8 protein-coding genes are annotated in these 12,717 nt (G+C 68.5%); 3 read left to right on the plus strand and 5 right to left on the minus strand.

Annotation, left to right across the window (positions count from 1 at the left end):
* Nucleotides 1-4 precede the first annotated feature (4 nt).
* The 3 genes from ACLZOT_RS44365 (at nucleotide 5) to ACLZOT_RS44375 (ending at nucleotide 4,780) form a co-directional block, all read left to right on the plus strand.
* Nucleotides 5-1,450, plus strand: coding sequence for a hypothetical protein (locus tag ACLZOT_RS44365; RefSeq protein WP_416974934.1), 1,446 nt, complete (start codon nucleotides 5-7; stop codon nucleotides 1,448-1,450).
* Nucleotides 1,447-3,252, plus strand: a complete 1,806-nt coding sequence (locus ACLZOT_RS44370) for a DEAD/DEAH box helicase (RefSeq protein WP_416974935.1) — start codon at nucleotides 1,447-1,449, stop codon at nucleotides 3,250-3,252. The genes ACLZOT_RS44365 and ACLZOT_RS44370 overlap by 4 nt, the downstream gene beginning before the upstream one ends.
* Nucleotides 3,253-3,433: 181 nt before the next feature.
* Nucleotides 3,434-4,780: a DNA cytosine methyltransferase gene (locus ACLZOT_RS44375; protein ID WP_416974936.1), complete on the plus strand. Its 1,347-nt coding sequence runs from the start codon at nucleotides 3,434-3,436 to the stop codon at nucleotides 4,778-4,780.
* Here the strand turns inward: ACLZOT_RS44375 and ACLZOT_RS44380 are convergent.
* The 5 genes from ACLZOT_RS44380 to ACLZOT_RS44400 form a co-directional block, all read right to left on the minus strand.
* Complete coding sequence (locus tag ACLZOT_RS44380) at nucleotides 4,709-5,173, minus strand: very short patch repair endonuclease (RefSeq protein ID WP_416974937.1); 465 nt, start codon at nucleotides 5,171-5,173, stop codon at nucleotides 4,709-4,711. The genes ACLZOT_RS44375 and ACLZOT_RS44380 overlap by 72 nt on opposite strands.
* 30 nt (nucleotides 5,174-5,203) lie before the next feature.
* On the minus strand, nucleotides 5,204-8,098 hold the full coding sequence (locus ACLZOT_RS44385) for a Z1 domain-containing protein (protein WP_416974992.1): 2,895 nt from the start codon (nucleotides 8,096-8,098) through the stop codon (nucleotides 5,204-5,206).
* 88 nt (nucleotides 8,099-8,186) lie between these two features.
* The gene (locus ACLZOT_RS44390; RefSeq protein ID WP_416974938.1) at nucleotides 8,187-9,749 is read right to left on the minus strand and encodes an ATP-binding protein; all 1,563 of its coding nucleotides are present in this window, start codon (nucleotides 9,747-9,749) and stop codon (nucleotides 8,187-8,189) included.
* Between the two features lie 139 nt (nucleotides 9,750-9,888).
* Nucleotides 9,889-10,911 carry an SEC-C metal-binding domain-containing protein gene (locus ACLZOT_RS44395; RefSeq protein WP_416974939.1) on the minus strand — a complete coding sequence of 341 codons (1,023 nt, stop codon included), beginning with the start codon at nucleotides 10,909-10,911 and terminating at the stop codon, nucleotides 9,889-9,891.
* Nucleotides 10,912-11,013: 102 nt separating this feature from the next.
* Nucleotides 11,014-12,489 carry a beta-1,6-galactanase gene (locus tag ACLZOT_RS44400; protein ID WP_416974940.1) on the minus strand — a complete coding sequence of 492 codons (1,476 nt, stop codon included), beginning with the start codon at nucleotides 12,487-12,489 and terminating at the stop codon, nucleotides 11,014-11,016.
* Nucleotides 12,490-12,717: the final 228 nt, after the last annotated feature.

Here is a 12,717-nt window from a genome sequence, read left to right on the forward strand (position 1 = left end):
AGGTATGGGGAAGACCATGGTGCGGGAGTTCCCGCCGCCGCCTCGCGCGGAGCAGTTCAGTGACCTGATCAAGAAGAGGCTGGAGGAGGTCAGGTCGTCCGGGGGTACCCGGGAGACCGTCACGGTTGACTGGAACGGGCAGCAGATCCACGTAGACGTGGTCGACCTCCCGCTGGCCGACCTCTACCTCAACCCGGGTACGCACCGCATCCGTGCCCAGCGCAGCCACAAGCCTGACCAGGACCGGAACCTGGACCAGGATCCCTTCGGGGACGCCGGCCAGACCTACCTGACCGCTCTGCTCAAGGCCCAGCCGTCCAACCCGGAGCTGAGGGACCCCGACTTCGACAAGCTCCAGGAAGATCTGGACAAGTTCGGCCAGAACGACCCTGGGCTGGTCACCCACCACGGTGTGCTGGTCAACGGCAACACCCGCGCCGTCGCCCTGAGGGAACTCGGCAAGCAGACGATGCGGGTGGGCGTACTCCCCGCGTCGTTCACCCAGGCCGACATCGATGCCGTGGAACTCGCGCTCCAGCTCCGCCAGGACCAGCGGCGCGACTACTCGTACATCAACCGGCTGCTCGCTATGGAGGAGCAGGCGGGGCGGGGCCGTACGCCCGAGCAGATCGCCAAGGACTTCCGGATCAAGCCGGCGACGTACCACCAGGAACGGTGGATCCTCAGCGTCATCAAGGAGCTGAACGACCGCAGCGCGAGCGGCGGGGGAGTCGCGCTGCGGCTGGTCGACTGGGAGGGCGCGCAGGAGCGGCTGAAGGAACTCCAGCGGCTCTACGTGAAGCTGGAGACCCTCGACCGGGACCAGGCCGAGATTCTCAAGGAGTGGCGTCTCGCGGCGATCCTGCTCGGCTTCTCGAAGACGGACGTCCGCCACATCGACGAGGCGTTCCTCAAGGAGGGGTACTTGGGGAAGGAGCTGCCGGCGGAGCTGGCGGACAGTGGTACGGCTGTACAGGCCGAGTCGGTGTCCATCCCGGGCCTCGGCCTCGACGTGCCGGCGGCCTCGTCGGCGGTGTCGGCTGCCCGCGCGCTGAACGACCGCATCCTCCGTGCGGCGGCCACGGTCCGCAACACCACGGCGGGCGTGCCCGACAGCGAGAAGGCTCCGGCCCAGTCCGTGATTGACCAGGCCAAGGGCGCCTTCGACCAGGCGATCGAGAGCGCCGGCCGTCAGGCCCGGCTGCGCAAGCGCAAGCAGCTCGCCCCGGCCCGTCTCGCGGACGCCTGCGCCAGCATCGACCAGTGCGTCATCGAAGTGGTCCAGGCCCGCACCTCCAACAGCCTGGACGAGGAAGCCTTCGACGAGGCCGTCCTCAAGCTCCAGACCAGCCTGCGCAAGCTCGCCCAGCAGGCCGGGCGCGGTATCCCCAACCCCGGTGACGGCGTCTCCTGGCTGATCGCCGCCGCCACGGCGGAGGGCAACCGGTGACGGAAACGTCTCTGCACCTGGGGTTCGACGACACGCGCACCCGTGTGGTCCTGCGGACCACCGAGCAGTACCGCCAGGACCTCGTCCAGCTGGCCGCCCGGTTCCGTACCGGCGGTCAGCTGGGCCCGCTCTCCGCCTCGGTCGCGCTCGACGAACTCCTCGCGGACCTGGGCGTCCTCAGCGGCTGGCCCGACCACGCCGGCGTGGAGTGGGCACCGGAACTGCGCAACCTCGTATCCGGCGTGGTCAAGGACTCCAGGCTGGTCGAGGAACGGCTGTCGCATTCCGCGACCGCCCCCTCGGAGGTCGCCGCCGACGAGGTGCTCAGCCTGCTCGGGGACACCTGGGCGGCAGACCTCAACACCTTCCAGCGCCGGGACATCGCCAAGCTGCTCTCCCTGGGACACGGGGCGAACTTCAGCGTGCCCGGAGCCGGAAAGACGCGTGTGGCGCTCGCTGTGTACGCCGCACAGCGGGCCCGGGGGAACGCCACGCGGCTGCTGGTCGTCTGCCCCAAGTCGGCGTACGAGTCCTGGCGTTACGAAACCGTCGTCTGTTTCGGCTACCCACTGCGCACCCACGTACTGGACGGCTCACTGGACGAATGGGCGGAGGTGCTCATCGTCAACTACGAACGCCTGGACCGCTCGCTGCCCCTGCTGGCGAACTGGCTCAAGTCCGCGCCCTCGATGATCGTCCTCGACGAGGCGCACCGGATGAAGCTGGGCGCCCGGGGAACGTACGGCGCCGCCTGCATGGCGCTCGGCCCGCTCGCGGAACGCCGCCTGATCCTCACGGGAACACCGGCCCCGAACGGCGCCAAGGATCTGGAGAACCTGCTCGGTTTCGTCTGGCCGGGCCACGGCCAGCGCACCGTGACCCGCGCGGTGGCCGGCGGCGACCTCGCCTACGCGAGCACGGTCCTGCGGCCGCTGTTCACGCGTACGACCAAACAGGAACTCGGCCTCCCGCCGATGACGCTGCGGATGCGTTACGTCGACATGCCTGCCCTGCACGCCGAGATCTACAGCTCCCTGGTCGGCGGCATGGCCGCGGGCACCGCCCGGGAGGACCTGAGCGCGCTCGGCAAGACGGCGCTGCGCCTGCTGATGGCGGCGACCAGCCCGGCGCTGCTGCTGGAGGGCGCCACCAAGTACGAGCCGCTGGCCTACCAGTTGCCTCCGCTGGAGATCCCGGTCGGCAGCTCCCTGTACTCGCTGGTCCAGAACCTCCCTGACTACGAGCTGTCGCCCAAGTACAAGGAGGCGCTGGCGATCATCGCGGAGAACGCGGCGCAGGGCCGCAAGACGCTGGTCTGGACGACCTTCGTACGCAGCCTGACGACGCTGGCGCAGATGCTGGAGAAGTACAGCCCGGCCGTCGTGTACGGCGGTACGCCTGACCGGGAGGAGCAGCTCCGCCGCTTCCGGGAGGACCCCAGCTGCATGGTCCTGATCTCCAACCCGGCGACGCTGGGGGAGGGGATCAGTCTTCACCATGTCTGCCACGACGCCGTCTATGTGGACCGCGACTTCATGGCCGGCCGGTACCTCCAGAGCCTTGACCGCATTCACCGTCTGGGCCTGGCTCCCGATACCGAGACGAGGGTCACGGTGCTGGCGGCGCGCGACACCATCGACGAGGTGGTCGAGGTGAGGATGGACCAGAAGCTGGAGTTCATGGGGCGGATTCTGGACGATCCGACGGTTCAGCAGCTCGCTGACCTGGAAGAGGAGCCGTCCGTGGCAGCGGGGCTCGCGCCTGGCGACATTGAGGCGCTGTTGCGGCACATTAGGGGTTGACGGGGGTAACGCCTTGTTTTCCGGCGCCAGGGCAAGGGTTAGCTGATCCTGCCCTGGCCCCGTTTGGGGCTGAGGCGGGGGCGGGTGGGACACTCGTCGTGCCGTGAGCCTTAAGAGTCAGCGAGCGATCATGCTCTCTGGAACACTGGGGCCGGTTTGAGTCACTCCCGGAAGGAACCCTATGAGCGGCCGCGAGCGCCCGCAGTTCACCTCGCCACTGACCTCGTTGGAGATCTGTGCGGGGGCGGGCGGACAAGCTGTCGGTCTGCACAGCGCGGGGTTTGATCACCTGGGGCTCGTGGAGTGGGACCCAAACGCGGTGGACACTCTCCGGGCGAATGTGGGCGGCTGGCCGGGGTGGGACGAAGCGCGGGCCCACAGCCTTGAATCTATGGACGTGAAGGAATTCCTTCAGTCCGACATGCGCCGCGATCTCACGGTCGGAAAAGGCGAGCTAGATTTGTTTGCCGGAGGCGTTCCTTGCCCGCCTTTCTCGCTTGCGGGGAAGCAGTTGGGTCAGGAGGACGAACGTGATCTGTTTCCGGACGCGCTCAAGATTATTCGTGATCTCCTGCCGAGAGCGGTCATGATTGAGAACGTCCGGGGGATCCTGGAACCCCCGGAGGTCTTCATTGACTACCGCAGGCAGATCCTTGGCGAACTGGGGGAGCTTGGCTATGCGGTTCCCGAGGTCAAGAAGAACTGGTCGGCTGCCGAGCAGGACCGGGCCATGCGGAAGGTCTGGCGCCGGATCGACGCGAGTAACTTCGGTGTCCCTCAGCTTCGGCCGCGTGCAATTCTGGTCGTGATCCACAAGAGTGCGCTCGGACCGAATCAATTCGTCTGGCCCGTCAAGGCTTTGGGGAAGCAGGCGACGGTAGTTGAGGAGCTTTCCGCCAGCATGGAGGCGCGCTGCCGGAAGTTCTGGACGAAGAACATGTTCGGCGAGCGGCCTAAGCCCGGGGAGCGTACGGGCAAGCAGGTCTACCAGGAATGGCTGAAGAAAGCTTCTGAGGCGGCCGCCCAAGGCAAGGGGGTTGCTCCGACGCTGGTCGGCGGCTCGAAGAAGCACGGTGGGGCGGATCTTGGGCCGACCCGGGCCAAGCGTGCCTGGGGGGTTCTCGGCGTGGACGGGATGGGGGTCGCCAACGATCCCGAGAAGTGCGATCCGGAGCGTGACCTCTTCCGTCCTGCTGGCCCCATGCTGACGGTTGAGCAGGCCGCGATCATTCAGGGATTTCCGACGGAATGGAAATTCCAGGGAAGGAAGACCGCCCAGTACCGGCAGGTAGGAAATGCTTTCCCTCCGCCGGTCGCCGAGGCGGTGGGCAGGGCTATTGCCGCTGTACTCCGGCCGGAGTACCGTGACGAGCTCCTTAAGGGATACGACCTGGACCTCGACGGCTCGGCCGCAGAAACCGATGCTACGGAGCAGATGGCGCTCGACGTGTCAGTTTCAGACGCGCCGCGCGGCAGAAGCGCGCCGACGGCTAACCGCCGACGCAATCTGGTCGGCACAAGTAGCTGATGACTCGTGCTCCCAGAAACGGAGCACGAGCCATCCGGCCTCTTCGAGGCGACGGTCGGTGTCACGGTCCCGCTCGACATTGCGGAGGACTTTCTCCGACCAGTATCCGGAATTCGTCTTCGGTGGAACGTAATGCTCAGGGCAGCCATGCCAGTAGCAGCCGTCGATGAAAACGGCGACCTTCACCGGACGGAACACCATATCGGCGGTCCGGCGAAGGTCCGGCAGGGGACGGGCGGCCACGCGGTACCGCAGCCCCTGCGCGTGCACGAGCTTCCGGATCAGCCGCTCGGGCTTCGTGTCACGGCTGCGGATCGCCTGCATGTTGCGACGCCGGGCTGCGGAGGAAGCCCAGGAGCCTTCCGGCGCTTCCCATTGTGGTTGATCGGACACGTCCAGAGCCTAGACCCAAGGCGGCGTCTGTCAGAGCGGGTTGGCTGGGATGGTCACGCTGTCAGTGCGCGAGTTCCTGGCACGGAAACGCACTAGCCGACGGTCCGCGCTCACCGCCGAAGCCGGTGGGATCAAGGTGAACGCCATCACGGTCTTGGCCGGATCTGCGGCCCCATCGCGGATGACCGCGTGTACATCGGCGTCGTTGTCTGTCTCCACGACGGCGTACAGGATTGCCACTCCCGTCGCAGGCCCGATTCCGGTGCCGCTGACAGCCTCTGCGGCTGCCTCGTTGATCAAGTGCTTGGCCGCCGAGCTGTGTTCGACACTGGCGATACGGCCGAAGGATGCCTTACCGCTCTGCCGAGTACGGCGTACGAGAGACAGCGGCAGTGAACCGAGCAAGCTGGCCTCGGCGCGTGTGCTGGTGGCCAGGCGCGGAGACAGCAGCAGCCAGTCGTCCACCTTGGCGAGTGTGCCGTCGAGTTGCCTGAGATAGGCCAGATGGGGGTCGAAATGGCCTGTTTTCTCCCACTCCAGCTCGGACAGAACATCGAGGAGGCGGCTGTGAGTGATGGTGCCAGTCAGCGCTTGGAAGGTTCGAGCCCGCGAGCCGGTGCCGTCCGGCGGGCTGCTGAACACGACCGGGGCCGCACCGAGCGAGTTCAGCAGCGGACGCCAGCGCTCTGTGTTCCGTCTGAGCGCAGCGCTGTCCATTGGGTACACGGTTGGTTCGATAGGGATCCCCGGCGACCGAACCTCCACCAACTCCGCGTTGAACATCTTGTTCCGAGCCGAAGGCCGCACCCACCCCAGATGCTGCGCCACCAACGGCGGCACCTGCGCCGGCGTGACCTGGGGCCGCCCCTCCACCAGCGGCGCGTACCGCGCCAGTTCCGCGCGGAAGAGTTCCTCGTCCCGGCAGATCGCCCCGAACGCCTCGTACAGGTCGACGGTCCGCGCGGCACGGCCGCTGCCGAGCTGCTCCTCGCGGCCGATGTAGAGCCGGACGAGGTCCTGGTACCCGGGCCGGAAGCCGAACCAGCGGCCCATCTGCATGAGGGTGTCGGCCTGTTGGGTCGTACGCCGGTAGTAGGAGACGGTCAGACCCTCGACCGTGAACCCCCGGGACAGCTTCGTCCCGCCGACGAGGATCTTCCAGACGTTCGGGGTGCGGTCGAAGTCCAATGCGGGCTGGGCGTAGTCGCGTTCGCTCGCGCCGTTGACGACGAGGACGGGGCTGCCGCCCTGGTTGATGAGCCGGCGGGACTCGTGGACGTACGGCTTGAGGTCCGAGTAAGCCGGGGGAGTGGGCAGGGAGTTGTCCGCGTTGGTGCGGAAGTCCCGGTCGAAGAGGGACTCCAGGCGGGTGTGGCCGACAGGGCCCGTGTACGCGGAGTTCTGCCACAGGGTCTCGATGTCCCGCGCGAGAAGCTCGTGTTCGGCCATGCGCACCGATTCGTGCACGAGCATCGTGTGGTGCCGGAACGGATCGGACGGTACGCCGTGGTCGGCGCGGTACAGCTTCAGCGCGCCGGTGAGGACGAAGGCGTCGAGGGCTTCCCGGAGCCGGCCGCCGTCGGGGATGTCCCGGACGTGCTTGCGCTCGGCGTCGCCCTCGCCGCCGTCCAGGTCGTGGAAGTCCTGCACCCCCATGTAACCGGCGGGCCGGGGGAGGGAGATCAGGAAGTCCCGGGGGAAGAGGTCCTCCTCGTCGCTCGGGTCGATGAACACGTTCGCGAACGGCGTCGCGGTGTAGCCGACGTACTGGGCGCGCGGCAGGAGCCCGAGCAACCTGCTGATCAGGCCGTTGATCGCGGTACGGGTGACCGCGCCGTCCTGCCACCGGTTCGGGTTCGTCGTGTTCACCGACGCCTGGTCGGACTCGTCGTCGATGATCAGTGCCGGGATCTCGCCGAGGATCGGGCCGATCTTCTTGAGGTCCTTGACCAGCTTCTCCAGCACCGACTTGTTCTTCTTGACGACCATGACGCGGGCGCGGGCCGCGTGCAGGTTCGCCGGGTCGTACAGCGGACGGGTCCGGTCCGGCTTCTCGAACTCCAGGGCGCTGATGCCGCGTTCGAGGGACATGTAGTCCCGTTCGCGGGAGGTCAGGCGCTCGATGTCGAAGGCGCCGAGGGCGGACGGACGGGCGCCGAACGAGACGAACTTCTCCGGCCAGTCCTCGTCGTCCTGGTAGTCGATCCCTACGACCGCGTCGGCGTCGTCCGGGTCCGCCGCGCCCAGGATGTTCTCCCGGCCGATCAGCTCCATGTCGAGCCGGCGCTGGGTCTGGCCGCGCAGCAGGTTGAGGGTGCCGCCCAGGACGATGACGAGCCGGTAGCCCGCGTCGACGGCCTTGGCGGTGACGCCGGTGAAGTTGGCGGTCTTGCCGGACTGCACGTAGCCGACGACGAGCCCGCGCGCCCCGTAGGCGTCCTCCCGGGTGGGATCGGCGAGCCGCTCGACGACCGCGTGGGCGGCCTCGTCGAGATCGGACACCGCCGTGCTGCTCCACCCCTTGCGGCGCAGCAGCCGTTCGTACGAGGTCCAGTAGAAGGAACGGTTCGCCGCCTGCTCCCTGGTGTACCAGGGCTGGAACTCCCGGCTGATGGTGACGGGACCCGGTTCCGTGTGGACGGGTACGGCCGTGTCGAGCGCCTTGCGCAGGTCGGCGCCGAACCCGAGCTTCTCGTGGATCTCGGCCCGGCGCTGCGGGGTGCGCGGAGGGGTCCGCGACCACGCGGGGGACTGCTCGAAGTCCCACGCGGTGAGCCGGCGACGCCACAGGACGAGCAACTCGTCGTCGGGGGCGGCCGCCACGATGCGGTCGTGGAAGAGGACCAGGTCCGCGTCGTCGGGGTCGTCGGCGTCGGACAGCGCGAAGGCGAGCTTGGCGAAGTGTCTCGGGCCGCGCCGGTTCATCGCGTCGAGAGTCTCGCCGTGGAGGTCGGTGAGGGAGTCGGTGGCGGTCACAGCGGGTGGTCGGCCTCTCTGCCGTACGAACGATGAACTAGTCCTCGGCGCGCGCGAGTTCGGCCCGGACGGCGGTGACGAGCACGCTGTTCCACAGGGCCACCTTGTCGGTCTGGACGGCCCGGACCCGTTCCTTCTGGAAGATCTCGTTGAGCATCAGGTAGAGCAGGCTCTTGAGGACGGGCGCGTCGTTGGAGCCGCCGCGCCGGCCGCCGTTGAAGGCGTTCCGGTAGTCCTTGTTGAGGACGACCAGGCGCTCCTTGTGGTCGACCGTGAACAGCAGCTCCGGGGAGTCGACCCTGCCCCAGACGAAGGAGACGGGGTCGTCGCCCTCCAGCTGCGGCAGCTCGTCCCGCAGGGTCCGCTTCACCTTCGGGTCGATGCCCTTGCCGGGCGGGACGACGGCCGCGCGCTTGACCTCGGTGTTCCGCTTGGCGGCCTCGCGGTACGTCTCCGCGGCCTCACGGACGTACTCGGCGAAGGTGTGGTCCGTGCCGGGCACCCGCGCCCGCTCCAGCCCCCGGGCGAACGCCGGAGTGACCTGGACGCCGTCCTTCTTGACGGTCAGCGCGAACACGTCGTTCGGCTCGGGCGGCAGGTCCACGGAGATCCGGGCGAGCGCGAGATGGCCCTCCGGGCTGCGCGTGTCGTTCCAGCCGCCCGCCTGTACCAGCCGGTCGTTGCGGTACAGGTAGAAGCCCTGGCGCTCGGCGAGCGGTCCGATGCCCCGGAAGGCGACCAGCGGGGACTTGGGCGGCCACACGTGCGCCGTGAGGGTCACCTCGCCGACGCCCTCGACCGGGGCGGCGTACGTACGGGGATAGCCGGCTCTCCCGGGGACCCGGTAGCCGAACGGGTCGATCGGCTCCACGCCCCGGTGGTCCAGCTCCTCCCGGGTGTGGACGTCCTCGACGACGATGTCCACGTTGAAGCCCTCGCGGGCGAGGAAGCGGTGCAGGTAGAGGCCGAGATGGGTCTCCAGCCGCTCGATCGCGTCGTTCAGGTAGCGGTCGGTCTGGCCGGCGGTGATCGTCTCGAAGGCGCGGATCTCGTCCCAGCGCACGATGGTGCCGTGCCAGCCGATGACCCCGTCGTAACGGTCCACCAGGTTCTGGCAGTACACCGCGTCGACGATGTCGCAGGTGAAGTCGGCCCGCGCGTGGGCGGTGAGCCAGCGCCGGCCGGCCGACGGGCTGCGCCTGGTGCGGCTGACGACGGTGAGCGAGTCGGCGTGCGAGAGGGAGGCCGCCTTCAGACCGGCGCCGAACCGCCCCAGCGCGCCGTCGGCGTACGCCGCGCGCCCGCCGACGGTCATCGCCGTGTCCAGCCCCTCCTCGTCCATGCCGCCGCCGTCGTCGACGACGAGCAGACCCACGAGGCGGTCGCGGCCGCCCCGCTCACCCGTGTCCCGCAGGAAGCTCACGACGACGTTGCGGGCCCCCGCGTCGATCGAGTTGTCGATCAGGTCCGCGATCGCCGCCTCGAAGCCGTACCCCTGGTGCGCGAGCGACTCGAACGACCGTGCCGCCGGGGGGAGTTGCTTGCTCCCGCTGGTGGGTACGTCGAACTGCCAGTCGGAGGACGGCTGGTAAGGAGGCATACGGGGGTTCCTCGCGGACCGGGACGTACCCAGGACCACGCACGGGCACGCCAGTTGAACTGGTTGTGTGCGACGTTAGCGTGGGCGAGTTGTGAAGGTGTAGTGGTAGCGGTGGGAAAGTGACTCTTGTGACCTGGTGTTACGACTTTCGGTCCGTTCCGTGACACTCTCCGTACGCGCTCCCCGACCCGCACCAGCACTCCGCCCCCCGCTGCGGCGGCCACGCCACCGCGCGCCCCCGCGCCGCCAACGTCGTGGCGTACTGCGGCAGGAGCGTCGGATCGGACGGTGAGGTGCCCTCGGACGCGGCGAACGCCTCGTAGGAGGGGACCGTGCCGGTGACGATGCCCAAGTTGGGCGTGCCGGACGCGGCGAGTTCACGGAGGGAGGACTCTATGGTCGCCAAGTGGGCTTCGTGGGACGGGTATTCGGCGCCGAGGGAGGGGTATGCCGAGAGGAGTTCCGTGAGTTCGGGGGCCGGCCAGTGGAGGACCGCGACCGGGAAGGGGCGGGACAACGCCTCGCGGTAGGCGCCGAGTTCGGCGCGCAGGCGGGAGATCTCGGCGGCCAGTTCCGCGGGGTTCTCCGAGCCCAACGACCAGACGCGTTTGGGGTCGTGGAGTTCGTCGAGGGAGACCGGCGAGGTGTGGAGGGTGTCGGCGAGCTGGTCCCAGTCATCGTGGGCGGCGCCGAGCATGCGGCGTACACGGTGCCGGCCGAAGAGCAACGGGTGGGTGGAGTACGGGGGTTCGGCCACGTCCGCCAGGAGCAGGCGGGCACCTTCCGTGAACGTCGCCTCCGCCGCCTCCAGTTCGTCGTGGGACTCCAGCGCCTCCGCGACGATCACCCACGGCGCGGGGTCGCGCGGAGCGGTCGCGCGGATGCCGTCGATGATCGCGCGGGCCTCGGCCTCGTGGCCGTACTCCCAGAGGTTGGCCGCCTTCAGGGCGCGGGTGAGGTGCGGGGCGTCCAGGGTGTCCGGGGTCGCCAGCAGGCGGTCGTACAGAGCGGTTGCCGCGGGGCGGTCGCCGGCCAGTTCCAGGTGGGCCGCCGCCCGCAGCAGGAGCGGTTCCGCGTCCTCCGGGTGGAGGGCGACGGTGCGTTCCAGGCGGGCGGCTTCGGCGGTGTGGTCGACGTTCTCGGCGGGCGTGTCGGGGCGCATGGACGACACGGTACTGCCCGCGGGTGACGAAGGTGAGGTATCCGCAGGCCGGGGTGGGTCCGGACCCCGGGCCTACGGTGGTATGTCATACCCGGGTACCCCCTACACGACCACCCCGTCGATCTGCAGCGTCTGCACCGACTTCGCCGCGAACGGCACCGCGACCGTCTTGCCGGACACCCGGATGTCCGAACGGGCCGTGTAGAGGTCCCCGCCGCCGGTCGTCAGCGTGCTCCAGCGCGGTACGACACCCCCCGACCCCCCGGAGACGGAGGTGAACCGGGAGAGGTCGAACGTCAGCGTCTGCGCGGACGTCGCCGTGTTCGCCGCGACGATCACGAGCCGGTTCGCCGACCGGTCGAGGGCCGCGACCGCGTAGCTCACCCCCGTGTCGAGGATCGTCATACCCGGCCGGATGTGCCGGCTGAACTGGGCCATCACGTAGTACTTCGTCTGTACGGCACCGGGCGCGAGCGTCGCGGCGTCGTACGCGATCATCGCCCAGTTCGACGAGGGGTCCATGACCTGCCAGTACACCCACGCCGTGGGGTGCAGCCAGCGGAAGTCGTAGAGGAGGTTGCTGGCCATGGACATGCCCGTACCGTCGTTGTCACCGGTCTCGGAGTTCCACAGCTTCTTGCCGGACGTCGTCACGACGTCCGTGTAGAGCGCGTCCCGCCGGCCGCCGGAACCCTGGTACCCGTGCACGTTGACCTGGCTGACGAGCCCCTTGGTCGTCGACGAGAACGCGCTCCAAGTGCTGCGCGCCGTGTCGTAGTTGGTCTCGTCGCTCGCCGCGATCCGTACGCCGGTTAGGCCCCGCTTGTCCAACTCGCTGCGCATGTAGGGGAGTACGGCGGCCTGGACGGTCGCGTCCATGTGGCAGCCCTCCTGTGTGCCGGTCGCCGTCCACCAGGACGACGAGGGCTCGTTGAAGGGGTCGACGGTCGCGAAGTTCACGCCCCAGTTGTTCTTGGCGTAGAGGGCGACCGCCGCGAGGTGGGAGGCGTGCTGGCGGTAGTTCCAGGTCTGGAGGTTGTTGCCGCCGCCGGCCGCGCCGGACGGGTTGTGGTTCGAACACATCCACCACATGGGTGAGTTGGCGAACAGCTCGGTCGTCGCGCCGCGCGAGACCGCCTTCTGGAGCATGGCGCGCTGCTTGGCGTCCGCCGTCCACTTCCAGGCCGAGGAGGTGGGGTCCTCGTTGTTCCAGTCCTGCCAGTAGCCCTCGATCTGCTTGAACGCGGGGATGTTGGCGGAGGCCACCATCGACTCGCCGCCCACCGAGTTCGAGCTGCACGCGCCCAGGTTGTAGCGGGCGATGTTCAGGCCCAGGCCGGGGAGCGAAGTGCCGTTGTACGTCGTCGACTTGGTGGTGAAGAAGATGTCGGCGAAGTCGTCCCGGGCGCCGAAGACGTTCGCCCACCAGGCCAGGGACGTGCCCCAGCCCTCCCAAGTGCCGTACGTGGAGCCGGGGTTGACGGCAATCGTCGCGTCGGCTCGGGCCGTGCCGGTGGCCAGGGCGGTGCCGAGGAACGCGCCGCCGCCGGCCGCGAGCAGTGTCCTGCGTCGGATCATGGCTACTCCGCTTCGATCGTCGTCGATCGACGGTTGTGGGGAGGGCCGGTCGTCCAACCGGCCTTGTGGGGGGTGCGACAGGAAGCATCAGGGGTGTCGTGCCGTGTTGTCGAGACATACGACAGCCCTTTCACAAACCGATGGAAGAAGGGTTCGACCGGACGAACGCGACGCCGTGAATGGGCAGGTCTGGAGAGTTTGGTCCGCATCCCTTATCGTCCGGGCACC

It is taken from the genome of Streptomyces sp. 4F14, from assembly GCF_048159485.1.
Lineage (GTDB): Bacteria > Actinomycetota > Actinomycetes > Streptomycetales > Streptomycetaceae > Streptomyces.